The 26,285-nt window shown below is 63.5% G+C and carries 27 protein-coding genes; 16 read left to right on the top strand and 11 right to left on the bottom strand.

What is annotated here, in order from left to right; translation table 11 throughout:
• Nucleotide 1: 1 nt before the first annotated feature.
• The 4 genes from IB277_RS18410 to IB277_RS18395 all read left to right on the top strand — a co-directional run bounded on the left by IB277_RS18410 (nt 2) and on the right by IB277_RS18395 (nt 4,208).
• Nucleotides 2-592, top strand: coding sequence for a putative glycolipid-binding domain-containing protein (locus tag IB277_RS18410; RefSeq protein ID WP_060605923.1), 591 nt, complete (start codon nt 2-4; stop codon nt 590-592).
• Entirely contained in the window at nt 592-1,788 is a 1,197-nt protein-coding gene (gene pgk / locus IB277_RS18405; RefSeq protein ID WP_034806155.1) for a phosphoglycerate kinase, read from the top strand. Before IB277_RS18410 ends, pgk begins: the two co-directional genes overlap by 1 nt.
• 246 nt (nt 1,789-2,034) lie before the next feature.
• Nucleotides 2,035-3,060: a class I fructose-bisphosphate aldolase gene (locus IB277_RS18400; protein ID WP_192371332.1), complete on the top strand. Its 1,026-nt coding sequence runs from the start codon at nt 2,035-2,037 to the stop codon at nt 3,058-3,060.
• Between the two features lie 212 nt (nt 3,061-3,272).
• A complete protein-coding gene (locus IB277_RS18395) occupies nt 3,273-4,208 on the top strand; it encodes a PhzF family phenazine biosynthesis protein (RefSeq protein ID WP_110819205.1) in 936 nt (311 codons plus the stop codon).
• Nucleotides 4,209-4,223: 15 nt separating this feature from the next.
• Here the strand turns inward: IB277_RS18395 and IB277_RS18390 are convergent, their stop codons facing one another.
• Nucleotides 4,224-4,775, bottom strand: coding sequence for a TetR/AcrR family transcriptional regulator (locus IB277_RS18390; RefSeq protein ID WP_060605929.1), 552 nt, complete (start codon nt 4,773-4,775; stop codon nt 4,224-4,226).
• A gap of 106 nt (nt 4,776-4,881) precedes the next feature.
• Here IB277_RS18390 and IB277_RS18385 point away from each other — a divergent pair, with 106 nt between their 5' ends.
• Entirely contained in the window at nt 4,882-6,396 is a 1,515-nt protein-coding gene (locus tag IB277_RS18385; protein ID WP_090299733.1) for an MFS transporter, read from the top strand.
• A 42-nt stretch (nt 6,397-6,438) separates the two neighbouring features.
• Here the strand turns inward: IB277_RS18385 and IB277_RS18380 are convergent, their stop codons facing one another.
• Complete coding sequence (locus IB277_RS18380; RefSeq protein ID WP_034806145.1) at nt 6,439-8,319, bottom strand: tetratricopeptide repeat protein; 1,881 nt, start codon at nt 8,317-8,319, stop codon at nt 6,439-6,441.
• A gap of 168 nt (nt 8,320-8,487) precedes the next feature.
• Nucleotides 8,488-8,643: a hypothetical protein gene (locus IB277_RS18375; RefSeq protein ID WP_090299729.1), complete on the bottom strand. Its 156-nt coding sequence runs from the start codon at nt 8,641-8,643 to the stop codon at nt 8,488-8,490.
• Between the two features lie 293 nt (nt 8,644-8,936).
• On the opposite strand from IB277_RS18375, the gene IB277_RS18370 reads away from it, so the two are divergent.
• The 3 genes from IB277_RS18370 to IB277_RS18360 all read left to right on the top strand — a co-directional run bounded on the left by IB277_RS18370 (nt 8,937) and on the right by IB277_RS18360 (nt 11,286).
• The gene (locus IB277_RS18370; protein ID WP_090299727.1) at nt 8,937-10,238 is read left to right on the top strand and encodes an MFS transporter; all 1,302 of its coding nucleotides are present in this window, start codon (nt 8,937-8,939) and stop codon (nt 10,236-10,238) included.
• Nucleotides 10,225-10,413 carry a DUF1192 domain-containing protein gene (locus tag IB277_RS18365; protein WP_034806142.1) on the top strand — a complete coding sequence of 63 codons (189 nt, stop codon included), beginning with the start codon at nt 10,225-10,227 and terminating at the stop codon, nt 10,411-10,413. Before IB277_RS18370 ends, IB277_RS18365 begins: the two co-directional genes overlap by 14 nt.
• 354 nt (nt 10,414-10,767) lie before the next feature.
• Nucleotides 10,768-11,286, top strand: a complete 519-nt coding sequence (locus IB277_RS18360) for a DUF1465 family protein (protein WP_034806141.1) — start codon at nt 10,768-10,770, stop codon at nt 11,284-11,286.
• A gap of 418 nt (nt 11,287-11,704) precedes the next feature.
• On the opposite strand, the gene rpmE is transcribed toward IB277_RS18360, so the two are convergent.
• Complete coding sequence (gene rpmE / locus IB277_RS18355) at nt 11,705-11,926, bottom strand: 50S ribosomal protein L31 (RefSeq protein WP_034806140.1); 222 nt, start codon at nt 11,924-11,926, stop codon at nt 11,705-11,707.
• A gap of 206 nt (nt 11,927-12,132) precedes the next feature.
• On the opposite strand from rpmE, the gene IB277_RS18350 reads away from it, so the two are divergent.
• Nucleotides 12,133-13,935 (top strand): ABC transporter transmembrane domain-containing protein, encoded by a 1,803-nt coding sequence (locus IB277_RS18350; RefSeq protein WP_034806139.1) that lies wholly within the window; start codon nt 12,133-12,135, stop codon nt 13,933-13,935.
• A 136-nt stretch (nt 13,936-14,071) separates the two neighbouring features.
• Nucleotides 14,072-15,064 (top strand): tripartite tricarboxylate transporter substrate binding protein, encoded by a 993-nt coding sequence (locus IB277_RS18345; protein ID WP_090299720.1) that lies wholly within the window; start codon nt 14,072-14,074, stop codon nt 15,062-15,064.
• Between the two features lie 249 nt (nt 15,065-15,313).
• On the opposite strand, the gene IB277_RS18340 is transcribed toward IB277_RS18345, so the two are convergent.
• From IB277_RS18340 to IB277_RS18315, 6 genes are all read right to left on the bottom strand, one after another.
• Nucleotides 15,314-16,960, bottom strand: a complete 1,647-nt coding sequence (locus IB277_RS18340) for an FAD-binding dehydrogenase (protein ID WP_034806137.1) — start codon at nt 16,958-16,960, stop codon at nt 15,314-15,316.
• Nucleotides 16,961-17,119: 159 nt separating this feature from the next.
• Nucleotides 17,120-18,151, bottom strand: coding sequence for a peptidoglycan -binding protein (locus IB277_RS18335; RefSeq protein ID WP_034806136.1), 1,032 nt, complete (start codon nt 18,149-18,151; stop codon nt 17,120-17,122).
• A 3-nt stretch (nt 18,152-18,154) separates the two neighbouring features.
• The gene (locus tag IB277_RS18330) at nt 18,155-19,252 is read right to left on the bottom strand and encodes a MotA/TolQ/ExbB proton channel family protein (RefSeq protein ID WP_034806134.1); all 1,098 of its coding nucleotides are present in this window, start codon (nt 19,250-19,252) and stop codon (nt 18,155-18,157) included.
• Nucleotides 19,253-19,505: 253 nt separating this feature from the next.
• The gene (locus IB277_RS18325; RefSeq protein WP_034806132.1) at nt 19,506-20,306 is read right to left on the bottom strand and encodes an inositol monophosphatase family protein; all 801 of its coding nucleotides are present in this window, start codon (nt 20,304-20,306) and stop codon (nt 19,506-19,508) included.
• Nucleotides 20,307-20,577: 271 nt separating this feature from the next.
• Nucleotides 20,578-21,717, bottom strand: coding sequence for a tetratricopeptide repeat protein (locus IB277_RS18320; protein ID WP_034806130.1), 1,140 nt, complete (start codon nt 21,715-21,717; stop codon nt 20,578-20,580).
• 9 nt (nt 21,718-21,726) lie between these two features.
• Entirely contained in the window at nt 21,727-22,374 is a 648-nt protein-coding gene (locus IB277_RS18315) for a thiamine phosphate synthase (RefSeq protein WP_060605949.1), read from the bottom strand.
• 106 nt (nt 22,375-22,480) lie between these two features.
• On the opposite strand from IB277_RS18315, the gene IB277_RS18310 reads away from it, so the two are divergent.
• Together IB277_RS18310 and IB277_RS18305 are read left to right on the top strand one after the other, a co-directional pair.
• On the top strand, nt 22,481-23,260 hold the full coding sequence (locus IB277_RS18310; protein ID WP_034806126.1) for a sulfite exporter TauE/SafE family protein: 780 nt from the start codon (nt 22,481-22,483) through the stop codon (nt 23,258-23,260).
• 100 nt (nt 23,261-23,360) lie between these two features.
• Complete coding sequence (locus IB277_RS18305; RefSeq protein ID WP_090299717.1) at nt 23,361-23,621, top strand: helix-turn-helix transcriptional regulator; 261 nt, start codon at nt 23,361-23,363, stop codon at nt 23,619-23,621.
• 156 nt (nt 23,622-23,777) lie between these two features.
• On the opposite strand, the gene IB277_RS18300 is transcribed toward IB277_RS18305, so the two are convergent.
• Nucleotides 23,778-23,951, bottom strand: a complete 174-nt coding sequence (locus tag IB277_RS18300) for a YdcH family protein (RefSeq protein WP_034806123.1) — start codon at nt 23,949-23,951, stop codon at nt 23,778-23,780.
• Nucleotides 23,952-24,164: 213 nt separating this feature from the next.
• Here IB277_RS18300 and IB277_RS18295 point away from each other — a divergent pair, with 213 nt between their 5' ends.
• From IB277_RS18295 to ykgO, 4 genes are all read left to right on the top strand, one after another.
• Entirely contained in the window at nt 24,165-24,368 is a 204-nt protein-coding gene (locus tag IB277_RS18295) for a YdcH family protein (RefSeq protein WP_034806122.1), read from the top strand.
• Nucleotides 24,369-24,422: 54 nt separating this feature from the next.
• A complete protein-coding gene (purE, locus tag IB277_RS18290; protein ID WP_034806641.1) occupies nt 24,423-24,887 on the top strand; it encodes a 5-(carboxyamino)imidazole ribonucleotide mutase in 465 nt (154 codons plus the stop codon).
• Complete coding sequence (locus IB277_RS18285) at nt 24,884-25,939, top strand: 5-(carboxyamino)imidazole ribonucleotide synthase (protein WP_090299712.1); 1,056 nt, start codon at nt 24,884-24,886, stop codon at nt 25,937-25,939. Before purE ends, IB277_RS18285 begins: the two co-directional genes overlap by 4 nt.
• 171 nt (nt 25,940-26,110) lie before the next feature.
• Nucleotides 26,111-26,236 carry a type B 50S ribosomal protein L36 gene (gene ykgO / locus IB277_RS18280; RefSeq protein WP_034806120.1) on the top strand — a complete coding sequence of 42 codons (126 nt, stop codon included), beginning with the start codon at nt 26,111-26,113 and terminating at the stop codon, nt 26,234-26,236.
• The last annotated feature ends 49 nt before the right edge of the window (nt 26,237-26,285 follow it).

The following is a 26,285-nucleotide window of genomic DNA, read 5'->3' as shown; positions in this document are numbered from 1 at the left end:
GATGTTTCGCGCCCTCTCCTCAACGACGGTCCGCTGGCGTCCGCTGGAAGGGGAAGGGCTCGAACACCTGACGCTGACAAAAATCGACACCACCGACGGCGCGGTCATCCGCGCCGTCGGCGTTCTGATCGGCAGCCGCGGCGGCACGCCCTATGGCGCGCGCTACCGGATCGACTGCGACGACAGCTGGCACGTTCGCAAATTGATGGTCGACACCACCGATGGCCGCAGCCTGCATCTCCGCTCGGACGTTCCGGGCGAATGGGCGACGGCACGCGGCACGCCCCTCCCCGAATTCGACGGCTGTATCGATATCGACCTCGCGGGAACGCCCTTCACCAACACGCTGCCGATCCGCCGCCTCGGCCTTGTGAGCCAGTCCGGCACCGCCAGACTGAAGATGCTCTATGTGCCGTTCGACACGTTTCAGCCTGTTGTGGACGGCCAGCACTACACCTGCCTCGATGATTTCAGGCTCTATCGCTACGAGGCCGAGGACCGCAGTTTTGCCGCGGAACTGCCCGTAGACGAGGACGGCCTCGTCATCGACTACCCCACCCTTTTCCAAAGACTATCACCGGAGACTATCTGATGACTTTCAAGACCCTCGACGATCTGACCGACATCGCCGGCAAGCGCGTTCTGGTGCGCGTCGATCTCAACGTGCCGGTCAAGGACGGCGTGGTCACCGACGCGACCCGCATCGAGCGCGTCGCGCCGACCATCCGCGAATTGTCCGAGAAGGGCGCCAAGGTCATCCTGCTCGCCCATTTCGGCCGTCCGAAGGGTGAGCCGGTCGCCGACATGTCGCTGAAGACGATCGCTCCGGCCGTCGAAGACGTGCTCGACCAGCGCGTTCATTTCGGCGCCGACTGCATCGGCGACAAGGCCAAGAACGCGATCGCCGAAATGAGCGACGGCGACGTGCTGCTCTTGGAAAACACCCGCTTCCACAAGGGCGAGGAAAAGAACGAGGCCGAATTCGTCAAGGCGCTCGCCGCCAATGGCGACATCTACGTCAACGACGCCTTCTCGGCAGCGCACCGCGCCCATGCTTCGACGGAAGGCCTTGCCCATCACCTGCCGGCCTATGCTGGCCGCACCATGCAGGCCGAACTCGAAGCGCTCGAAAAGGGTCTCGGCCAGCCGAAGCGCCCGGTCGTCGCCATCGTCGGCGGCGCCAAGGTCTCGACCAAGATCGACCTGTTGCAGAACCTCGTGACCAAGGTCGATGCGCTCGTTATCGGCGGCGGCATGGCCAACACCTTCATCGCTGCCAAGGGCATCAATGTCGGCAAGTCGCTGTGCGAGCATGACCTCGCCGACACCGCCAAGGCGATCATCGCCGCTGCCGACAAAGCCGGCTGCGCCATCGTGCTGCCGGAAGACGGCGTGATCGCCCGTGAGTTCAAGGCCGGCGCCGACAACGAAGTCGTCGACATCAACGCCATTCCCGCCGATGCCATGGTTCTCGACGTCGGCCCGAAGTCGATCGCGGCCGTCAATGACTGGATCTCCAAGGCCGAAACGCTGGTCTGGAACGGTCCGCTCGGCGCCTTCGAAATCGCGCCTTTCGACAAGGCCACCGTTGCCGTTGCCAAGCATGCGGCTGCCCGCACCCGTCAGGGCTCGCTGGTCTCGGTTGCCGGCGGTGGTGATACCGTCGCGGCGCTGAACCATGCCGAAGTCGCCGACGATTTCAGCTACGTCTCGACCGCCGGCGGCGCATTCCTGGAGTGGATGGAAGGCAAGCCGCTTCCGGGCGTCGACATCCTGAAGCAGAAGTAAGTCATACAACCGGCGCGTGGGAAGCACTCTCACGCGCCGGCCATCAAGAAAAAACATCATTTATTCAAACGATTAAAAAATTTTAAATCGTTTCAGTCGATTTTCCCGCCATTTTCCTGGACAATTTCACCTGTTACTCGCGCTCCTGTTGGGAGCGTGGCGGTTGCCCCGTGCACCGTCGGCCCTGCAACTGTTTCAGTGTTCGCCTGATCCTGATGATCGGCGCTGTCTAGGGAGAGAAAAAGCATGACGGAAAAACTGGAAGACATCGCCGTCGCCATGGTCGCCAATGGCCGCGGACTGCTTGCCGCTGACGAGTCCACGGCAACGATCAAGAAGCGCTTCGATACGATCGGTCTCGAATCCACCGAAACCTCCAGGCGCGATTACCGCGAGATGCTGCTGCGCGCCGAAAAGGCGATGCGCAAATACATCTCCGGCGTCATCCTCTACGAAGAAACCCTGTTCCAGCATGCGGTCGACGGCACCCAGCTCGTCGACATCATCCGGGCGGCCGGCTCGATCCCCGGCATCAAGGTCGATGCGGGCGCCAAGCCGATGACGAACTTCCCGGCCGAGACAATCACCGAAGGCCTCGACGGCCTTGCCCAGCGGCTGGCGAGATATCACGAGGCCGGCGCACGCTTTGCCAAGTGGCGCGGCGTGATCTCCATCTCCGATACGCTGCCCACCGCCGGTGCGGTTCGCGCCAATGCCCATGCGCTCGCCCGCTACGCCGCCCTGTGCCAGGACGCCGGCATCGTCCCGATCGTCGAGCCGGAAGTGCTGATGGACGGCGCGCCGGGCGATCACTCGATCGATCGCTCCGAACAGGTGACCGAGTGGACGCTGCGGACAACCTTCGAAGAATTGGCGGCCATGCGCGTCAAGCTCGAAGGCATGATCCTGAAACCGAGCATGGTGATCGACGGCAAGAAGGCCCGCAATGCCTCCGTCGCCGAAGTGGCCGAGCGCACCATCCGGGTGCTGAAGCGCACGGTGCCTTCGGCGGTACCGGGCATCGCCTTCCTCTCGGGCGGCCAGTCGACCGAGGAAGCGACCGCCCACCTCTCGGCAATGAATGCCAGCCACGCCCTGCCCTGGAAGCTCACCTTCTCCTATGGCCGCGCGCTGCAGCAGGAGGCGCTCAATGCTTGGCACGGCAAGGCCGACAACATCGGCGCCGGCCAGCGCGCCTTCTCGCATCGCGCCGAGATGTGCAGCCTTGCCGCCAAGGGTACGTGGAAGAAGGAACTCGAGAAGGCTGCCTAAGCCAGGTCTACCGGATGAGAAGGGGCCGTCCGCCGGCCCCTTTTTTTTGCCAAAGGGTTGGCGCGCCTGCGAGGTGACGGCTTCGTCGTCGTCGGGGAACTTGTCACCCGGACAAGTTCGCGTCTTTGTGCGGTGTGTCGGCTGCCTTAAGCCTTGGCTTCAGAGCCGACACGATGAGCGCCAACGGCGCCCAACCAGCGAAAGCCAGGACCATGACCTCTGAAACCGCGCCGAAATCCGTTGCCTATGTCACCGTCGACGTCTTCACCGACGAGCGCTTCGCCGGCAACCAGTTGGCTGTCATGTCCGACGCTCGCGGCTTGAGCGATCGTCAGATGCAGGCGATCGCGACCGAGTTCGGCTATTCGGAAGCGACCTTCGTGCTGCCGCCCCGCGACCCGGCCAACACCGCCGAGGTCCGGATCTTCACGCCGACGACCGAAATTCCCTTTGCCGGTCATCCCAATGTCGGCACGGCCTTCGTGCTCGGCGGGCAAAAGGAAATCTTCGGCCGCGCGCCCGGTGAAATCCTGCGGTTCGAGGAAAAGGCCGGCCTTGTCGAGGCCACATTGCTGCGGGAAGGCGGTGTAGTGGTGGGCGCCACCATCGTCGTACCGCGCAGCCTGACCGTCGGCCCCGAAATCGACGCCGACACCATCGCCGCCTGCGCGTCGCTCGCGCCTGAAGCCGTCAGCAGACGCGTGCATGCGCCGACCCGGCTTTCCGTCGGGCTGCCCTTCGCCGTCGCCGAAATCAAGGATGTCGCGACGCTGTCGTCCGCCCAACCCAATGTCACCGCCTTCCAGGCGGCCAACGCGCGCTACAAACCCGAGGAAGACAGTTTCAGCCTGTTCCTCTACGCTCGCTCGGCAGAGGCGCCATGGCAGATCCGGGCGCGCATGTTCGCGCCGCTCGACAATGTCAACGAGGACCCGGCAACCGGCAGCGCCTCGGCAGCACTTTCCGCCCATCTCGTCTCGCTCGTCCCGGAGCAGGATATCGATGTCGAGATCATCATCGAGCAGGGTGTGGAGATGGGGCGCCGCAGCCTCATCGGCGCGCATGTCCGAAAGCAGGGTGGTGTCGTTCGCAAGGTCAGCCTTTCCGGCCAGTGCGTCAGCGCCATGCGCGGGCTGATCGAGCTCTAGCGGTTTTTTAACGCCTCAGGCGCGGTCGCGCTCGGGCAGAAGCTTCAAGATATCGGCAAACATATCCTGCCATTCGGCGTCTTCCATCTCGAGGAAACCGAAGCCGCGCAGCAGGAAGACGCCTTCCGTTGCCAGAAACACCATCCGCGCCCTGCGCCCCTCCTCCGTCGAGAGGTCGAGACCATCGAGGCGGGTGCGGTACCAGGCGCGATTCTTCGCCATGTGCTCTTCCCGCTGCAGCAGTGCGGCCATCATGCCGGAAGTGCGGGCATTGTCAGCCGTGTTCATCCGGGCGGTCACCGCCGCATGGGCGCGCATTGCCTTGATCGGATCAGGGTCGTCGCCGCCTTCCGCCGTTACCGCGGCATCGAACTCGTCGAACCAACGCTGCATCATCGCGTCGATCAGGCCGTCCTTGTTGCCGAAGCAATATTGCACGCCGCCCTTGGTGATGCCGGAAGCCTTGGCGACGGCATCGATCGTCAGGCCGGCCGCGCCGACGGAATTCACCACCGCCTCCGCCGCGTCCAGAACCTTGTCCCGATCGATTGTTCGTCGCCGTCCCATCTTGACTTCCTATTTCAAATCCATACGTACGTATTCAAATAACCAACGACCCTGATTTAAACAAGGCCCAGCGCCCATTTCCCAGTGGCGGCCACCGAGGTGTACCATGCTTCCGCAAAATCGCTGGCTCATTCTGGCCATAGTATCGAGCGCGCTCTTTCTGATCGTCGTCGACATGACGGTGCTCTATACCGCCCTGCCCCGCCTGACCCATGATCTCGGCGCCACCGCGTCGGAGAAGCTCTGGATCGTCAACGCCTATGCTCTCGTCGTCGCTGGTCTTCTACCCGGCCTCGGCACGCTCGGCGACCGGCTCGGCCAAAAGAAGCCCTTCATCGTCGGCCTTGCCGTCTTCGGCATCGCCTCGCTGATCGCCGCCTATGCGCCGACACCGGCGATCCTGATCGGTGGTCGCGTCCTGCTCGCCGTCGGCGCTGCCCTCATGATGCCGGCGACGCTGTCGATCATCCGGCTCACTTTCACCGACGAACGCGAACGCGCGCTGGCGATCGGCGTTTGGGCAGCGATCGCTTCGGGCGGTGCCGCGATCGGCCCGGTGCTCGGCGGTTTCCTGCTCGAATACTTCTGGTGGGGCTCGGTCTTCCTCATCAACGTGCCGGTCGTCGCGATGGCCCTCGTGCTCGGCCTCGTCGTGCTGCCGAACAACGCTGGCAATCCGAAACACCCCTGGGACGCGATCGGTTCGCTGCAGATCATGGTCGGCCTCATCGGCCTTGCCTATGCCGTCAAGGAAACGAGCAAGCGCGAGCCGTCGTTGGAAGCGGGTCTCGCTGCCGCCGTGATCGGCGCGATCGCGCTCTTTCTCTTCGTGCGCCGCCAGCGCCGCAGCCCGCATCCGCTGATCGACTTCAGCCTCTTCCGCAATGCGGTGTTTTCCTCCGGCGTTGCCGCAGCGCTCGTGGCATCCGCCTCGATCGTCGGCATCGAACTGGTGCTGAGCCAGCAGCTGCAGCTGGTCGAGGGCTTTTCGCCGCTCGAGGCCGGTGTCTTCATTCTGCCGATCCCGCTTGCGGCTTTCGTCGCCGGCCCGCTGACCGGCACCCTGCTGCCGCGCCTGGGCGCCGAAGTGGTGCTGCGCTCGGGCCTCATCCTGGCGGCTCTCGGTCTTGGCGGCTATCTGCTCGTCCATGAAACCGGCGCGCTCGCCCAGATCGTCACCCTCGTCGTCCTCGGCCTCGGCATCGGTGCGTCCATGACCGCCGCCTCCAGCGCCATCATGTTCAACGCCCCGCCGGAACGGGCCGGCATGGCAGCATCGATCGAGGAGGTCTCGTTCGAGCTTGGCGGCGCGATCGGCATTGCCGTGCTCGGCACCATCATGTCGGTCGTCTACACCGCCTTCCTCGTCCTGCCGGAGGGGGCTGCAATCCCGCCGATGGCGCGCGACAGCCTCGATGAAGCCCTGCTCCTCGCCGAGAAGCTGCCGGCGGAAGTGGCGAGCGAACTGGTGAGCCGTGCCCGCCTCGCCTTCGAAGGAGCGTTTACCGCGGTCGTGATGGTGGCAACAGCAATGCTGTTCGTGACCGGGGCGGCCATTTGGTGGCTGACGGCTGGGCGCGTCAGCGCCCCTCAGGGATCCCGCCAGGCGGGCCACCACTAACAGCAAGCTTCGAGCCGCCGGATGGAAACGACTGTCCGGCGGTCAGCGCAATCCCGCTTCGCATTTCGCGATCGCCTCGACCATCGCCTGGAAGCGAACATGGTGGCGCACCGCGTCGAGGTCGGAATCCTGCTTGAACCAGAGCAACTGGTAGCAGGAGCTCTGCGGCAGCAAGGTTTCGAGAAGATCGAGGGCCGCGTCGATATCGCCAAGGATGCAAAAGACGCAGGCCGTGTTGTAGCGGGCGACCACGTCATCGGGATCGATTGCCAGCGCCCGCGCTGCCCATTCGCGCGCACGGTCGGCCTCGCCCATATGGGCAAGCGCCAGCGCGCCGCGGTGGGCCGGGCCCGAGTTTTCCGGGTTGAGCTCCAGCGCCCGCTCTGCCCGGGCGATGCCGATGCGCGCCCACTGCTTGCGTTCAGTATCCCGGCCGAGCGTGCGATAGGCGCTCATCAGGTGGATCGGTGACAGGTAGTCGTCCGGCCGGATATCGGCGGCACGCTTGAAGAACTGAATCGCCATTTCGAACGCGCCCTGCATGAACAGGAAGCGGCCATAATGGAAATTCGCCTCGTAGAGCCCGGCATCCAGCGCAAGCGCCTGCTCGAAGGCAGCAACGGCTTCGTCGCATTGGCCGTCCTGATGCAGCACGAGACCGCGAGACGCATGGGCCTCCGCGAGGTCTGGGTCGAGCGCCAGCGCCTTGTCGGTCATGGACAGGATGCCTTGCAGCGGAAATTCATCCTCGTGCCAATCGCGAAGCGCCGACTCGCAGTCGGCAATGCCGGCATAAGCGCGGGCAAAATCCGGATCGAGCTCCACCGCCTTCATGAACATGCGCCGCGCGAGCAGGAGATAGGAGCGCGTCCAGGCGTGGGAAAACTGCCGGCCACGCAGATAGTAGGTATAGGCCTCGACGCTTGTCGTCGGGTCGCTTTCGATCGCCCGCCTCTCCGCCGGCAGCAGCTTGATCTTCAACTGGTCGACGATCGCATGGGTGATTTCGTCCTGGATCGCGAAGATATCAGTCAGGTCCCGGTCGTAGCGGTCGGCCCAGAGATGCGTGCCGGTCAGCGCATCGATCAACTGGCCGGTGATGCGCACCCGCGCGCCCGCCTTGCGCACGCTGCCCTCGAGGATGTAGCGGACGCCCAATTCCTGGGCCACCTGCTTCACCTTCACCGACCGCCCCTTGTAGGTGAACACGGTGTTGCGGGCGACGACGTGCAGCTTCGAGATCTTCGAGAGGTCGGTGATGATGTCTTCGGTGATGCCGTCGGAGAAGTATTCCTGCTCCGGATCGTGGCTCATATTGGTGAAGGGAAGCACGCCGACCGAGAGCCCGTAGCCATCGTCGAGCACCACCGGGCACGATCCGTTCGGTGCCGACGCGACCTTCGTCGGGGCGCCGAGCGCCACCGAATAGACGTGAACGCCGGCGGCGATGTTCTTCAGCGTGTGTTCGCCCTTGTCGACGAAGCCGACATCCAGGCGCGACCCGACATGATCGCGCACGGAAGCCGAGACGGCGATGCCCGACGGCTCTGCGAGGCCTTCGAGACGCGCCGCGACATTGACGCCGTCCCCGAAGATGTCGCCATCCTCGACGATGATGTCGCCGAGGTGCACGCCGATCCTGAGCTCGATGCGCTTCAGCGGCGACACGCTTTCGTTGCGCAGCAGCATGCCGCGCTGGATATCGACGGCGCAGGCGACCGCGTGCACGACGCTTGCGAACTCGACCAGGATGCCGTCGCCGGTGAGCTTGACGATGCGTCCCTTGTGACGGGTGATCTTCGGATCGACGAGTTCGCTCTTGTGCCGTTTCATGGCGGCCAGCGTGCCGGTTTCGTCAGCGCCGATCAGGCGACTGTACCCCACGACATCGGCAGCGAGAATGGCAGCAAGCCGGCGTTCCAAGAAACCCTCGAAGTCATCTCCCGAATGAGGTTCGCACTTTAGCGCTTTCTTTCCCATCTGTCCTGCGCCCTTTTCTGGTTGAAACGACAGGTTTCGCAACCAAGGTAGCGGCGAGCCGGAGGCGATGGAGTTCCAAAGGTAACGGGGAGTTGCGGCGGGGCGGCCGGGTCAGGGACGGATCAACACCGTCACCATCATCATCACGATGGCGAAGACCGCGATCTTCCAGAAATCGCGACGGCGGCGCAGCCCCGGAATGCCGATCGGCCAGAGGAGCTGAATGGCCATGATCAGAAGCAGAAAAAGGGCGATCGCCTTCTGCATGTTGCCCTCGTCTACCGGGAGGCCGCCTCGACCGGTGAAGCGTTCGCAACACCGGCACTCTTCGTCGCACGCAGCACCGCCTCCCCCGAGGACTAGCGATACGTTGCGCTTGGCAAAAAGGGCTAGTGTTTCCGCGGGCGATTTGCAATGACCGGCCGCCGCATGTTGCGTCATTCGTCTCCCATCGAAGGACAAAACCTGCGGCACTGCCAGACGCTGCAATCAGAAACCGGCTGGCAATTCACCAGGCACCGCCCTAACTTGCTGACGGCAGAACGAATTTCGGATGAATGATGAGAAAGAACCTGCTCCCGGTCGCCGCCCTCCTGCTCGGCACGCTGTTTCTCTTTCTGGGCAATGGTCTGCAGGGGCTTCTTCTTCCCGTGCGCGGCACCGCTGAAGGTTATCCCACCACCATCCTCGGGCTGATCGGCACATCCTGGGCTGCTGGCTTCGTTCTCGGCTGCTTCTTTGCGCCCACGGTCGTCAAGCGCATCGGCCACGTGCGCGCCTTCAGCGTCTTTGCCTCGCTCATCGCCATCGTCGCGCTACTGACCGGCATCCTGATCGATCCGACCTGGTGGCTGATCCTCAGGGCGCTGACAGGCTTCTCCACCGCCGGCACCTCGATGATCATCGAAAGCTGGCTGAACGAGCGCGCCACCAACGAGAGCCGCGGCGTCATCTTCTCGCTCTATATTGCCATCACGCTCTTCGGCGTCGTCGGCGGCCAGATGATGATCCCCTTCGGCGATACCTCCACCACCATCTTATTCATGATCTGCGGCATCCTCTACTGCGTCGCCATGCTGCCGACGCTTCTGTCCAAGGCTGCCTCGCCGCAACCGCTGAAGAAGGTGAGCCTCGACCTGCGCGGCCTTTACCGCAACTCGCCGGTTTCCTTCCTCGGCATCCTGCTCGTCGGTATTGCCAACGGCGCGTTCGGCACGCTCGGCGCCGTCTTTGGCCGCCAGGCGGGCCTTTCCGACAGCACCGTCGCCGCCATGATGAGCGTGGCGATCTTTGCCGGCGCCGTCATGCAGTTGCCGGCCGGGCGGCTATCCGACCGCATCGACCGGCGCTACGTCCTGGCAGCGCTTGCCGGGGTCGGCGCTCTCGCAGGCTTGCTGATCTTCCTGGTCGAGCCGACCCAGGTCTGGATCGTGCTGACGCTGATTGCGATCTACGGTGCGGCGGCCAACGCGCTCTATCCGATCGCCGTGTCGCACGCCAACGACTTCGCGACGGCCGAGGACTTCGTCAAGGTCTCCGGCGGCCTGCTGCTGCTCTACGGAATCGGCACCATCATCGGCCCGACGATCGGCGGCCCGGTCATGACGGCGGCGGGCCCCTACGGCCTGTTCATGATCACCGCCTGCGCCCATATCCTGATCACCGCCTACGCCATCATCCGCAGCCGGATGCGCGCACCGGTCCCGGTCTCCGACCGCGACGCCTTCTCGCCGGTCAACGCCGGCACGCCGACGACGCCGGAAAGCCTGCAGCTTTCGCCGCGCGCGGCGCCGTTTGACGAGACACGCAACGAGCCAGACAAAGGTCCGGAATGGGAGGATCAGTCCGATGAGCCTGTTTGACGATGATCGGCCGCAAAAGAAGGTGGCCCATGAAATTGGCAGCGATCTCGCGCTGCTGTCGGTTGACGAGTTGACGCAACGCATCACCCTTCTGACCGAGGAGATTGCACGGCTGGAGGCGGAGCGGACACGCAAGTCCGCCAGCCGCTCGGCCGCCGAGAACCTGTTTCGCTGATCCGGCGGCGTAAGGTCGCACCGCAGCAAAACGAAGCGCGTTTAACGCGGCATTAAGCATTATCTGCGATTGTCAGGGCATCCGGAGCTTTCCGGTTTCAGACAATTTCACCGACTGGCGAATGGGTCTGATTTTTCTCCCTGTTTTACCTTGAGAGCCGCTTTCCGCGGCTCTTTTTTTGTTTTGGCATAGGTTTATCCAAAGAACTGTGGAGATTAACCCTTTCTTAAGAATGCCCTTGCGCGAAATGCGCTATCGGATCATTCTTCAAGCATAGAGACGGGCAAGGATTTATTTCCCATAACCGTCCACTACCTGACTGTCGTGATGCGTTTGAACCAGGGAAAACAGGTCATGTCCGAGAGAGGATTGAATACGGTCAGTTTCGCAGGACACGCGGCGTCCTCGGCACAATTCAAGACCCTCTATTCGGAAGGCATGGGACTGGTCGAGGAAACGGCCACCTATCTCGACGGACCGGGCCGCGCCGCTTCCAAGGTCCTGCCGCGCATGGCATCGGTTCTCTATGCAGCCGAATCCATGCGGCTCACCACCCGCCTGATGCAGATGGCTTCCTGGCTGCTCCTGCAGCGCGCCGTCAACAACGGCGAGATGAGCCGCGATCAGGTGATGTCGGAAAAGAGCAAGGTTCGCCTCGACAGCTTCAACGTCGACAAGGCGGCTCCCGGCTGGGCCGAACTGCCGGAATCCTTCCGCGACCTGATCGAGCGCTCGCTGCGCCTGCAGAACCGCGTCGCCCTGCTCGACCGCGAGATCTATCGCCCTAACGAAGCGGCCGCGATCGTCCCGGACAACCAGAACGGCGTCAAGGCGCAGATCAAGCTGCTGCAGACGGCCTTCGGAACCAACTGACGCCGCGCAGAAAATAGACCTGAGAAATCAAACCCGCCGCAACAGCATTTGCCGGCGGGTTTTTCGTTGCGACCGGCAGCACATGGCGGCACTGGCGCGCCTTGGCCTCGACTGCGAAAACTCCTGGAGAAACCTCACCGAGGGCGCCTATCCGATCGACGCCACACAAGGGCATCTCGATCTCCTGACGGAAGAGGCGTTGCTGCTTGCGAAAAGCGCCGGCTGGTCGGGTCAGGAACCGCGACATAACGCCGTCATCCTGCTCCTTGCCTGGAACAGCGACGGAGCGCCAGTGGCCACAGCGCGTCCATGGCACGGCGCCATGTCACCGCCTCGCCCGGCCTACCCCCAGAACCAAGACAGAAAAAGCCCGGGCCAAATGACCCGGGCTTTTTGAATCTGCCGAAGAGGCGCTCGATTAGAGGCCGAGGCCTTCGAAGCGCTTCTTGAACTTGGAGACGCGGCCGCCGCGGTCCATGAGCTGCTGGTTGCCGCCGGTCCAGGCCGGGTGCGACTTGGGGTCGATTTCCAGGTTCATGGTGGCGCCTTCAGAACCCCAGGTCGAGCGGGTTTCGTATTCGGTGCCGTCGGTCATGACTACCTTGATGACGTGGTAATCGGGATGGATGTCTGCCTTCATAACGATCTTCCTAGAGTTCCAGGGTCCAATTGTCGCAAGGCATTGCGACTTCGAGACCGAACACGTAAATGAAGCCGCGCACCGGCTGAACGGCCACGGCTTCCCAATTCGATGCCGTGCCTATACATCAAGGTCTGCGCGATAACAAGTGCCGCACGGAAGACTCATGGGCAATCCCTTCCTCCGTGTCTGGCGAAAGGGGTCAAGTGTCGTCAAGAGAAAACCAGGCGCCTGCGCGCAAGTCCATCCGCCCGCTCGCCACGCTCCTCCCCTATCTCGCCCGCTACCGACATCTGGTCGTCGGCGCCGGCATTTCGCTGATCCTCGCTGCCGTGACCACGCTGGCGCTGCCGCTCGCTGTTAGGCGGATGGTCGACAACGGTTTCTCCAGTCCCGACAGCGGCTTCATCAACACCTACTTCTCGATGCTGATGATGCTCGCCATCGTGCTGGCGCTGGCGAGTGCGGCGCGCTACTACTTCGTCATCACGCTCGGCGAGCGCATCGTTGCCGACTTGAGGCGCAATGTCTTCGATCGCGTCACCCGCCTTTCCGCCTCCTTCTTCGACGTCAACCAGTCCGGCGAGATCGTCTCGCGACTGACCGCCGACACCACCCAGGTGAAGTCTGCTGTCGGAGCCACCGCGTCGGTCGCGTTGCGCAACCTGATCCTGTGTCTCGGGGCCATCGGCATGATGGTCTATACCAGCCCCAAGCTGTCGAGCCTGGTGCTGATCGCGATCCCGATCATCGTCTTCCCGCTCGTCGGCTTCGGCCGTTCCGTCCGCCGCCGCTCGCGCCAGGCGCAGGACACGCTCGCTGCCGCCTCGGCCTATGCCGGCGAGGCGATTGCCGCATCGCGCACAGTCCAGGCCTTCAATGGCGAAGGGCTTGCCAACAGCCACTTCGGAGCCGCCGTCGAGGATGCCTATGGCGCGGCGCGCGCCGCGATCAAGGCGCGCTCGGTGCTGACCGCTTTCGCCATCACCATGGTGTTCGGCAGCGTCGTCGCCGTGCTCTGGTTTGGCGCGCACGACGTACTGTCAGGTAATCTCTCCGCCGGCACGCTCAGCCAGTTCCTGCTCTATTCGGTCTTTGCCGCGGGCAGCCTCGGTTCGCTCTCGGAAGTCTGGGGCGAACTCTCGCAGGCAGCGGGTGCTGCCGAGCGGCTGAACGAGCTTCTGACCGAAATTCCCGAGATCCAGGCTCCGGAAAATCCCGTCGCCATGCCGGTCCCGGCGACCGGCGCCATCGCCTTCGACGACGTTCATTTCGCCTACCCGTCGCGACCCGACTACAAGAGCCTCAACGGCCTCAGCTTCAACATCGCGCCCGGCGAGACTGTTGCGATCGTCGGACCGTCCGGCGCCGGCAAGAGCACTGTGTTCTCCATGCTGCTTCGCTTCTACGACCCTGCCAAGGGCGCAGTGCGCGTTGATGGCGTCGACATTCGCACCGTCGATCCGAAGGATCTGCGCGACCGCATTGCGATCGTGCCGCAGGATGTGACGATGTTCGCCTCGTCCGTGCATGACAACATCGCCTTCGGCATGCCGAATGCCAGCCGCGAGGCGGTGCGTGCCGCCGCCGTCGCCGCGCAGGCGGACGAGTTCATCAACAGGCTCGACAAGGGTTACGACACCTATGTCGGCGAACGTGGCGTTACACTTTCCGGCGGCCAGCGCCAGCGCATCGCCATCGCCCGCGCCATCCTCAAGAACGCGCCGGTGCTGCTTCTCGACGAAGCAACCTCGGCCCTCGACGCCGAGAGCGAGACGCTGGTTCAAAAGGCGCTCGACGGCCTGCTGCACGAGCGTTCGACCATCATCATCGCCCATCGGCTGGCGACCGTGCTGAAGGCCGATCGTATCCTGGTGCTGGATCATGGCCGTATTGTCGAGGAAGGAACCCACGCCTCCCTCATCCGCCAGGGCGGGCTTTACGCCAAGCTTGCGCGGCTGCAGTTCAACCATGGCGCAGAGGCCCTGTTCGTCAACGTGCAGAGCTAAACGCACCGCACGGCGCGAAAAGCGTCCTCCGATTTGCCGTAAAGCGGTTGCCGACGGGAGGCCGAGCCCTATTGTTAGGGGGCCGGCCGAGGAGGCCGGCATCGCTTTCTGCTGAATTGATCGGGAGGACTACCGCATGGCATTTTCGCACCTGACCCGGCGTGCCGCTCTGGCGCTGGGCCTGATGGCGCTGACGGCGCTGCCCCTTGGCTCGACGGCACTGGCCCAGGACTTCCCCGACCGGCCGATAACGCTCGTCGTTCCCTTTGCCGCCGGCGGTTCCACCGACGTGGTTGCCCGCATCGTCGCGCAGAAAATGTCGGAGGACCTCGGCCAACAGGTGATCGTCCAGAACGTTGCCGGCGCCGGTGGCAATCTCGGCGCAGACAATGTCGCCCGCGCCGATCCGGACGGCTATACGATCCTGATGGGCACGGTCGCCACCCACGCGCTCAATCCGCTGATCCTGAAGACCAAGCCCTACGACCCCGAAAAGGATTTCGCGCCGATCTCCCTGCTCGTCGTCGTGCCCAACGTGCTCGTCGTCAATCCGGAACTCCCGGCCAAGGACGTTGCGGAACTGCTGGCACTCCTGAAGGCCAAGCCCGACGAGTACAGCTATGCGTCTTCCGGCAACGGCACGCCGCTGCACCTCTCCGGCGAACTCTTCAAGAAGATGGCCGGCGTCAGCATGCAGCACATCCCCTACAAGGGCGCAGGCCCGGCGCTGAACGATGTCATCGGCAACCAGGTGCCGATCATGTTCGACAACCTCCCCTCCTCCTCCAGCCACATCAAGGCGGGAACGCTGAGGGCGCTTGCGGTGACCACGGCGGAACGGGCACCGTCCTTCCCGGATGTGCCGACAGTCGCCGAGGCCGGCATTCCGGGCTACGAGACCTACACCTGGAACGCGCTCTTCGCCCCGGCCAACACGCCTCAGCCGGTCGTCGCCCGCCTCAACGAGGCGGCCAACAAGGCGCTGAAGGATCCCGCTGTCGTCGAGCGCATGAAGGAATTCAGCGCCACGATTGTCGGCTCGACGCCGGAAGAGCTGGAAGCCCATGTGAAAGCCGAATTGGCGAAGTGGACGCCGGTCGTTCGTGACGCCAATGTGCAGATGGATTGACGATCAGAACGAGCGGGGCCCCTCATCCGACTGCCGCCACCTTCTCCCCGCAGGCGGGGAGAAGGGACTTGTGGCGCGGTCCGTGCGTATGCGCCAGCACATACGATGTTACTCGGTTGCCTGAACCTCGATGTACCGCGCCGCCTCGGCGGCGATTACACGTGAGGGTATCGTTGCACAATCGACCGTCACCTCCCCGCTTGACGAGAAGAGGGCTAGGATGAGGGGCAAATACGCGGCAAGGAGCCATCACACCCCGGCAGCACCCCGCCCCGCGGCCCGGCCGGAAAAGATGCAGCCGCCGAGGAACGTGCCTTCGAGTGCGTTGTAGCCATGCATGCCGCCCCCGCCGAAGCCGGCGACTTCGCCGGCAGCGTAGAGACCGGGCACCGGCTCGCCCGATTGCTCCAACACCTGGCCTGACAGGTTGGTTTGAAGCCCGCCCAGCGTCTTGCGCGTCAGGATATGCAGCCGAACGGCAATCAGTGGGCCGGCCTTGGGATCGAGCAGCCGATGCGGTTTGGCCGTGCGCAGCAGCCGGTCGCCGCGATAGGCGCGCGCACCGCGGATCGCGGTCACCTGCGCGTCCTTGGAGAATGCGTTGGTAATTTCCCGGTCGCGCGCCACGATCTGCTGCCGCAAGTGCTCCAGCGACAGCCGGTTCTCACCGGTCAGCGCATTCATCGCCGGCACCAGGTCTTCGAGACGGTCGCGCACGATGAAATCCTCGCCCTTGTCCATGAACGCCTGGACCGGCCCCGGCGGGTTCTTGCCGAGCCGCTTTAACAGAAGGGCGATGCTCTTGCCGGTGAGATCGGGATTCTGCTCCGAACCGGAAAGCGCGAACTCCTTTTTGATGATCGCCCGCGTCAGCACGAACCAGCTGTAATCATGACCGCTGTCGCGGATCGCCTTCAACGTGCCGAGCGTATCGAAGCCGGGCATGGCCGGCGCCGGAAAACGGTTGCCGTCGGCGTCGCACCAGAAGGACGAAGGGCCCGGAAGGATGCGGATGCCATGGTCCGGCCAGATCGGATCGAAGTTCTTCAACCCCTCCGTATAGTGCCACATGCGATCCGCATTGATGACCGCGCCGCGCGCCTGGCTGGCGATCTCCAGCATGCGCCCGTCGACATGGTGGGGCACGCCCGCAACCATCGTCGCCGGCGGCTGGCCGAGCCGCTTGCGCGGCCAGTTGCGGCGCACCAGATCATGGTTTCCGCCGATACCGCCTGACGTGACGACGATCGCGCCCGCCGAAATCTCGAAATCGCCGACGATGTCGCGGGAGCTGCGCTCACCGCGCCCGACCGGATCGTCCTTGAGCAGCGCACCGCGCGCACCCGTCACGCGGCCGTCGGTGGTCACAAGTTCATCCACCCGATGGCGGAAGCGGAAGCGCACGAGACCACGACTTTCCGCCTCGCGCGTCAACCGGATGAACGGTTCGAGCACCGCCGGGCCGGTACCCCACGTGACGTGAAAGCGCGGCACCGAATTGCCGTGCCCGTGGGCGAGCCCACCGCCGCGCTCCGCCCAGCCGACCACGGGAAACCAGCGCATGCCGAGCGAGTGCAGCCAGGAGCGCTTCTCGCCCGCGGCAAAGTCGAGATAGGCTTCGGCCCAGAGCCGTGGCCAGTGATCCTCCGGACGGTCGAACTGCGAGGAGCCCACCCAGTCCTGCCCGGCAAGCTCGCGGGTGTCGCGGATGCCCATGCGGCGCTGTTCGGGGCTGTCGACAAAGAACAGGCCGCCAAGCGACCAGAAGGCCTGTCCGCCAAGATTCTGTTCCCCTTCCTGGTCGAGCACGATGACCCTGCGGCCGAGTGCCGCCGCCTCCGCTGCGGCGACAAGGCCGGCAAGCCCCGCGCCGATAACCAAAACGTCGCAATCCATGAAATGCTCTCCCCCTCGCATCCCATCCGGCCCCCCACGCTCTGACACGCAAAGGCCGCCGCAGCCATCTGAATGGCTGCAGAATTGTTACGCGTACGTCAAGGTCAATTCAAGCGCCAGGCTGCGTCGCCCGACGACGGGATACGCGGAGAGCGAAGTCTATTTCTCGGTCAGCTTGAGCTCGATGCGGCGGTTCTGCGCCCGCGCCTCAGGGGTTTCACCCGGTGCAATCGGCTGGTACTCGCCAAAGCCCGCGGCCACTAGCCGATCTGCTGGCACGCCCTTCGAGATCAGGAACTTGACCACGGAGGTCGCACGCGCCGACGAAAGCTCCCAGTTGTCGGCGAAGCGCCCGGCGCCTGAAAGCTGCACATTGTCCGTGTGGCCGTCGACGCGCAGCACCCAGTTGATTTCGGCGGGGATTTCCTTGGCGAGGTCGAGCAGCGCGGTGGCGAGCTTGGCCATTTCCGCCTGCCCTTCCGGATTGAGGTCGTTGCCACCAGAGGGAAACAGCACCTCCGACTGGAAGACGAAGCGGTCGCCGACGATGCGGATGTTTTCACGGTCGGAAAGAATTTCCCGGAGGCGTCCGAAGAAGTCCGAGCGGTAGCGGTTGAGTTCCTGCACCCGCTGGGCAAGCGCCACGTTCAGCCGGCGTCCGAGATCGGCGATCTTGGTCTGCGACTGCTGGTCCTTGGCTTCCGACGCCTGAAGCGCGACTTCGATGGCGGCGATCTGGCTGCGGAGCGCGGCGATCTGCTGGTTCAGCAGCTCGATCTGGCTCATGGCCCGGGCGCTGACTTCACGCTCGGTCTCAAGCTCAGAGCCGAGACGGCCGATCTTCTGGTTGGCGGCGTCCGTGCTCCCGGCGCCCTGGTCGAGCAGGGCCTGCAGCCGTGAGCGTTCGCCTTCGGACGTGGCGAGCGACGCCTGCAGATTGGCAAGCGAATCCTCGAGATCCTGCTTGCCGCTCTTTTCGAGCGCCAGAAGCTGGGTGAGTTCGTTGATCTGGCTGTTCAGCCGCGTCAGCACCTCGTCCTTGCCGCTGATTTCGCGACTGAGCAGAAACTGTGCAAGGACGAAGACGGTCAGCAGGAACATGATCGACAGCAGCAGCGTCGACAGTGCGTCGACGAAGCCCGGCCAATAGTCGATCGTGCGCTGAGAGCGGCCTTTTCGGGCAAGCGCCATGGATTACTCTCCTCCGGCCTCTTCCACGCGCGCCTTGGCCGACACGGCCGGCTTGTCATGCGCAGGCGACCGGTCGGAGATGCCGACCCGCGATGCCAGCTTGTCGAGCGTCTTGCGCATCGCCTTGGCTTCGTCCTGCTGAGCCTCGATCCAATCCCGCAGCATCTGCTGTTCGCCGCGCATGTTCTTGACCAGCCCTTGAATGCCTTCGGCGAGGCTTGCCATGGCCGCGGTCGTGCGCTGGTTCGCGCCGCCCTCATGGTTGAGGCGGACGAGCTGGTCGGTGAGCCTCTTCAGCTCCTCGACCGGCGCGCCGGCGGGCAGATCGAGCGCCGGCGAAAGTTCCGAGCCGACGTCCGTCACGGAGGAGAGCCAGTTTTCAAGCTCGGTGTAGAAGCGGTTCTGCGCGCGCCCGGCCTGCAGATCGAGAAAGCCGAGGATCAGCGAACCGGAAAGGCCGAAAAGCGACGTCGAAAACGCCGTGCCCATGCCGGTGAGCGGTGCCGACAGGCCATTCTTCAGCGCCGAGAGGATATCTTCCGTCGTTCCCGATCCGGCATCCAGAGACTGGATGACCGTGTTGATCGAGCCGATCGTTCCAAGAAGGCCCCAGAAGGTGCCGAGCAGGCCGAGAAACACCAGAAGCCCGGTCAGGTAACGCGAAATGTCACGCGATTCGTCGAGGCGGGTGGCGATGGAATCGAGGATCGACCGCAGCGCCGTGGTCGAGATCGCCGTCTGGCGACCGCCGATCAGCGCCCGCATCGGCGCAAGCAGCACCGGATCGCGCCCGACCTTGTCGGCGCTGCCGGCGGCACGAAACGAGTTGAACCAGCGCACCTCGGGGCGCAAGCCCAGCACGTGGTTGAAGACGAGCAGGATGCCGATCAGAAGGACACCGAGGATCAGGCCGTTGAGGCCCGGATTGGCGAGAAAGGCGTTTTGGGCCTGACGGAAGAGGATTGCACCCACGAAGCCGACGATGATCAGAAAGACCACCATCGTCCAGAAATAGTGCATGGGGCTCGAGAGCTTGTGCGGGTTGTAGCCGTCTTCCATACCTTCCCGACCGTTCCACCCGGACAGATGCAGTTTCGTCATGGGTATGAGTATCTCCCGCTTCACTTGACGGAACGGCGCCGCGCCGGCCCGGAGCCTATCGCATAATTCCTGAAACCGAAATCGATTCAAGGGCCAATTTGTGTATGCAGCCGGGATCACGCCACGGCCTGCAGGTCGCCAGTTAGGCACAGGCCTGTGGCGGTGTCGTGTTGCACCGCCCAGCTTCGTGCCAAAAACAAAGCCTCCGATGCGGGGTGCGCATCGGAGGCTTCGGAACGAACGGGATTGCGACTTACTTCGTCGGCACCGGGCGGTGAACGACTTCCGTCAGCGCCTTGACGATGTATTCGTTGCCGCAGATGACCGAACCGTCATCGACCGGGCGGGCGCCGCCGTTGATATCGTGCGTCCAACCACCGGCTTCGCGAATGAGAAGCACACCGGCGGCAATATCCCAAGCGGCAAGGTCGCGCTCCCAGTAGCCGTCGAAACGGCCGGCAGCGACATAGGCAAGATCGAGCGCAGCCGAGCCCATGCGGCGGATACCTGCAACTTCGCCCATCACATGGCGCAGTTCGATCAGGTACTTGCCGTGGTTGCCGCGGCCAAGATGCGGCGTGCCGGTGGCGATGACGGCATCGGAAAGATGCTTGCGTGCAGCGACGCGCAAACGACGGTCGTTGAGGAAGGCGCCACCGCCGCGCTCGGCCGTGTAGAGTTCATCGGTTGCCGGGTTGAAGACGACAGCGCCGACGATCTCGCCCTGGCGCTCCAGTGCGATCGAAACTGCGAAATGCGGAATGCCGTGCAGGAAGTTGGTGGTGCCGTCGAGCGGATCGACGATCCAGCGGTGCGCACCGTCGGTGCCGATGATCTCTTCGCCTTCCTCGCCGAGGAAGCCATAGGTCGGGCGAGCCTTCAGGAGTTCTTCGCGAATGAGCTTTTCGGCCTTACGATCGGCCTGCGAAACATAGTCGCCCGGTCCCTTGAGCGAGACCTGCAGGTTCTGGACTTCGCCGAAATCGCGGGACAACGACTTGCCCGCCTTGAAGGCGGCCTGAACCATGACATTGAGAAGTGCTGAACGGGCCATCTGGCGATCCCTTGAAAAACGAAGGCCGATCGAACGCGTTCGATCGGACGTTGAACCTGCTTGACGAAACATAGGCGCATTGCCGGCCCCAAGGGCAAGCTGCAAACCGTGTTCCGTCGTCAAAAAACCGAGTGAAGTCTCACTCCGCTCGCGCATTGCTGCCACTGTCATGGCGCCACGAGCAAAACCGCGGCCTCAGAACCACAAAAGCCCCGCGAGTTCAAGCGAAATAGCATTTTTGCCGGCCGGCGGCGACGGGATTCCGCCTCGCTCAGCTCCGGCGATACCTGTTGGCCGCACTCAGCGCCTGCTTCTGCTGCTCTTCATTGAGACCGAGGTAGAAGTCCTCGAGCGCATCGTCCTTGAGACCGGCACGGCGTGACAGCACATACCATTTCGCCGCCTCGACCGGGTTGGGCCTCGTGCCGATGGCATTGACATAGAGATGCGAGAGACGGTTCTGCGCCACCACGTTGCCGCCCTCGGCCGCCCGGCGCATCCAGCCGAAGCCGTCCTCCAGGTTCCGATCACCGGCAATGCCTTCGATCATCCAGATCGCGATGTCCAACTGGGCGGTATCGAAGCCCGCCCGCGCCGCACGGATCAGCCATTCGCGGGCACGCGCCCGCTTGCTTTCCTCGATGCCGTCGACATTGACCAGGATCTGCGACAACGCATATTGCGCGTCGGCAATGCCCTGTTCGGCCGACTTCTCGTAATAGGGCATCGCCAGCTTCAATCCCTTCGGTCCGGGATTGTCGGCAACGAGCGTCTGGCCGTAATTGAACTGTGCCGAGCCATTGCCGAGATCGGCCGCCTTCTTCATCAGCTCTTCGGACTTTTTCCGGTCACGCTTGGCGTAGCGCCCCTCCATCAGGATCAGGGCATATTTGAACATCGCCGCCGGGTCGCCTTTTTCCGCCGCCTGGCCATACCAGAAGGCAGCCTGCTGCGGGTTGCGCACGACGCCAAGCCCCTGCTGCAAGATTTCGGCAATCAGCGTCTGTGCCGCAGGATCGCCGAGCTGCGCCCGTGGCAGCGCCAGATCCATCGCGGTCAGGTAATAGCCGCGCTGAAACGCGCCGTAGGCGTCGTCGACCTTGCCGGCGAAGGGTTTTTCGGCCGGCAGCGCCGGCAATTCGGCGCCCATGCGATCAAAGACACCCACGCCTCCAGATGGCGCCGTGCCGTCCGCCGGCTTCTTGTCCGAAGCCGCGTTCGACTTGTCGCCAGTCTCGGCTCCTTCGGGCATCGCAGCGCCGTTGAAGGGCGTGATGCGGCCACGCTTTTCGACGCCGGCATCGTCGCTTGCGGACGGCTTCTCCTGCGCATGCGCCGGCAGCGCCAGGGCAACGGCCAGGGCGACAAGGGAAAGACCTCGACTCAATCTGGAAGACGGACGGTTCAACATCGAAACGTCTTAATCTTCAAACCGTGGCGCTTTTTCGTCAAGCAACGCGTTGACCGCGGCAACGACGGAGGGCGCCTGTCCTGGCTCACCGAAGACGGCCAGACGAAGCGCCACGAACTCGGCACCGGTCTCCGCCACTGCAAGCGCCGATTGCGGATCGGTGCCGCCCATGACGATGCACGGGATCTCGATCATCGACGCCCACCATTCGGCAAGCGCGAGGTTCTTCGAATGCGCCTCCGGCTTGATGTCGCCGTCGGTCCTGCCGAAGAACACGTAGTCCGGGCGCACTTCGCCGATCTCCAGCGCATGGTGGCGGTCGGCCGCGTTGCCGCCGCCGACGATCAGCTTCGGCGTGTGCTTCTCGACCGCCTCACCGAGCACTTCGGCATTGCCGGAAACATGCAGGCCATCCGCCTTGGCGCGGCCGGCAACGCGCGAGTCGCCCGCGATCAGCGCTGCGGCGCCCGCCTCCTGGATGACCGGCACCAGGCGCTCGGCATGCTTCTGGAACTCGCTATCGTCGAGCCCGTATTGCGGCACGATCACCGAGGCGACGTCGCCACCCTTGAGCGCGTCGGCGAGCACCTTGGCACGTTCCGCCGCATCGGGCATGTCGGGCGCGATCAGCACCAGGCGGCAGCGTTCTGTTGTCATGCTCAGATATCCATTTCCGGCTGTGCCGCGTAAGCCGCGAAACCAGCGCTCGATTTCATTTCCGAAAACCGATAGACGGAGACTGCAAAAGGATCAACAGCCACCCATGCTTCCGGATCTCGACTTCTACCTTATCGCCATCCCGGCCGTTCTGCTTGTCGGCCTCAGCAAGGGCGGCATGGGGGAAGCACTTTCGCTCATGGGTGTACCGATCTTGTCGATGGCGGTGTCGCCCGTCCAGGCCGCCGCCCTTCTCCTGCCGATCCTGATCGCGATGGATCTTGTATCGCTCTGGATGTGGCGCAAGCATGGCGACCGCAAGACCCTTTTCATGCTTTTGCCCGGCGCCATTGCCGGCATCGTCATCGGCTGGGCAACCTCCGCCTATGTCTCGCGTGACCTGCTCCGCCTGATCATCGGCCTGATCACCGTGCTCTTCGTGCTTCGCTACGTCTACAACATCTGGCGCATGCGCCTCGGCATCACCATCGCGCCGAAGACGCAGCGGGCCGGGCCGGCGGCGCTTTGGGGCTCGTTCGCCGGCTATGGCAGCTTCGTTGCGCATGCCGGCGGCCCGCCCTTCCAGATCTACGCGCTGCCACTGCAGCTCGACCCGCGCGAATATACCGGCACGATCGTGCGCTTCTTCGCGATCCTGAACGCGGTGAAGCTCATTCCCTATTTCGCACTCGGGCAACTCGACCTCAGCAACCTGAAAATCTCGGCGACGCTCTTTCCGCTCGCGATCGTCGCGACCGTGTGCGGCGCCTTTATCGTTCGCCGCATGAAGCCGCAGATCTTCTACCCCTTCATGTATAGCATGGCCTTCATCGCGGGCTCGAAGCTGCTCTGGGACGGTATCGTCGGCCTCGCTGCGGGCGGCTGAGCCGCCACCCAAGTATTACGGAAATATTGCAAAGCAAAATTAGCGTTTCGCACCGCACAAAATTCTTGCTGCCTTGCAAAAATTCGCCTAACGTCCGCCCATGACGATCGCGGACCCTTTCGATGCCATTGCGGACCCGAACCGGCGCTACCTGCTGGAGGAATTGCGGCGCGCGCCGAAAACCGTGAACGAGCTGGCCGAAGGCTTGCCGATCAGCCGTCCGGCCGTATCGCAGCACCTGAAAGCCTTGCTGGACTGCAATTTGGTCTCGGTCTCGGCGAGCGGCACGCGGCGGATCTATGCGATCAACCGGCCGGGGTTTGACCGCCTCAACCTCTGGCTCGACCAGTTCTGGTCTTGAGCTTGGAAGCGACGACCCGGAAAACAAGAGGACCGGGCGTCAAGCCCGGCCCGAAATTCCATATATTCCACTGTGGGGGATTGGTTCTAAACCTTGTTGCGCCTACTCAGAGGGGAGATGGCGCTTCCCGATGGTTCTGGGAAATACCGTTGATAATCAGTGAGTCGAGGAGCGAAGCCTTTCGATTTCGTCCTTGATGCGCAGCTTCCTTCGCTTGATATCGGTAATCAGTTCGTCTTCCACGGACGGCTGATTCATCGCTACGTGGAGCTCCTGCTCCAGGGCGCCATGTTTTTTCTCAAGCGTTGCAAGATGAGCCTCAACAGTCATTTGGCAGTCCCTTCCTTTTGCTTGCATCCGGCACGCAAATGCCGGATGTTTCATGGTTGTAACCTTACTACTGTGCCATGCCATTTTTCATTTGTCGAAGGCGAAATGATGACGAGGGATAACTTCCCGTTACCGCCCAAGATGTGATAGAGCGGCGCATGAAATTCCGGTTCGAGGAGGACTTCGCAACCGGGCTGATGGGGATCGCTTTGCATGCCGGACCAGGACCAGGCCGAACTCAGACTGACCGCCGCGCGGCTGAGGCAGGAACATGAAGACTATGATGCTGCCATCAACGCCATGATCGAGACCGGCTGCGACGCGCTCAGAGTGCAGCGCATGAAGAAGAAGAAGCTGGCGATCAAGGACAAGATCAGCAAGATCGAAGACCAGATCATTCCCGATATCATCGCCTGAACGCGGAACAGGACAGACGTGATCGACACCACGACCCCACCCGTCGCCATCATCATGGGAAGCCAGTCGGACTGGGAGACGATGAAGAACGCCGCCGATACGCTCGACGCGCTCGACATTCCCTATGAGGCACGCATCGTTTCGGCCCATCGCACGCCCGATCGGCTGGTCAGCTTCGCCAAGGGCGCCCGCGACGAGGGCTTCAAGGTCATCATCGCCGGTGCCGGAGGTGCTGCGCACCTGCCCGGCATGTGTGCCTCGATGACGCCGCTGCCGGTCTTCGGCGTCCCCGTGCAGTCGAAGGCACTGTCCGGCCAGGACAGCCTGCTGTCGATCGTCCAGATGCCGGCCGGCATCCCGGTCGGAACGCTGGCGATCGGCCGTGCCGGTGCCGTCAACGCAGCCCTCCTTGCCGCAGCCGTCCTTGCGCTTGGCGACGAGGACCTCGCCGACCGGCTCGACGACTGGCGCGAACAGCAGACCATTGCCGTTGCCGAGTATCCGGTGGACGAGGCATGACCACCATCGGCATTATCGGCGGCGGCCAGCTCGGCCGCATGCTGGCGATGGCAGCCGCCCGACTGAACTTCCGCACGGTCATCCTCGAGCCGCAGGTCGACTGTCCGGCTGCCCAGGTCGCAAACGACCAGATCGTCGCTGCCTATGACGACGAAGCCGCGCTCGGAAAGCTTGCTGAAGTCAGCGACATCATAACCTATGAATTCGAGAACGTTCCGGTCGCGGCTGCCGAGCGACTGGCGGCAAAACGCCCCGTCTTCCCGCCACCGAAAGCGCTGGAAGTCGCGCAGGACCGCCTCACCGAGAAGCGCTTCATCAACGGCTGCGGCATTGCCACGGCGCGCTTCCATGCCGTCGACAGCCAGGCCGACCTTGAAGCGGCCCTTGCGGATTTCGGCGGGACCGGCGTGCTGAAAACCCGTCGCCTCGGCTATGACGGCAAGGGACAGCGCGTCTTCCGCTCGACGGCAGACAGCCCAGCGGGCGCTTTCGCAGCACTCGGCGGCGTACCGCTGATCCTCGAAAGCTTCGTGCCCTTCGAGCGCGAAATCTCGATCATCGCCGCCCGCGCGCCCGATGGCGCCGTTGCCTGTTTCGATCCGGCGGAAAACGTGCATCGCAACGGCATCCTCCATACCTCGACGGTCCCGGCAGAGATCGGTGCTGCGGCCGGCGAAGCGGCACGGGTTGCCGCCAAGGCGATCCTCGATGCGCTCGGCTATGTCGGCGTCATCGGCGTCGAGTTCTTCGTGCTCGCCGACGGCAGCCTGATCGTCAACGAGATGGCGCCCCGCGTGCACAATTCCGGCCACTGGACGGAAGCTGCCTGCGTCGTCTCGCAGTTCGAGCAGCATATCCGTGCCGTCGCCGGACTGCCGCTCGGCAATCCGCGTCGCCATTCGGACTGCGTCATGCAGAACCTGATCGGCGACGACCTCGACACGGTCCCCGGATGGCTTGCCGAGGATGACGTGCTGGTGCACCTCTACGGCAAGACCGAGGCCCGCGCCGGCCGCAAAATGGGCCACGTCACGCGGCTCGTCCGCGGCTGAGGACCATAGAAATGCGGGGCAAGACACCAAAATGGGGCGTCTTGTGGTTGACACACCAGGGGTGACACGGTATTTGCCATCCCACCTTAAAGGAGCGCGCTCACGGGCGCGCTTTTGATTGTTAGAGATACCGGGCGAATTTTCATTCCCCGAAACCTGCGGATCAGGAAAATGAAGATCAAGAATTCGCTCAAGTCGCTCAAGACCCGCCACCGCGAAAACCGTCTGGTTCGTCGCAAGGGCCGCATCTACATCATCAACAAGTCCAACCCGCGCTTCAAGGCTCGTCAGGGCTGAGACCCGACAGGGGACTTGGGGACAGCGCTCAAGCGATGTCCCAGAATTG

Source organism: Ensifer sp. ENS07, from assembly GCF_014852185.1.
GTDB lineage: Bacteria > Pseudomonadota > Alphaproteobacteria > Rhizobiales > Rhizobiaceae > Ensifer > Ensifer adhaerens.
This window is presented reverse-complemented; position numbering and strand designations above follow the sequence as displayed.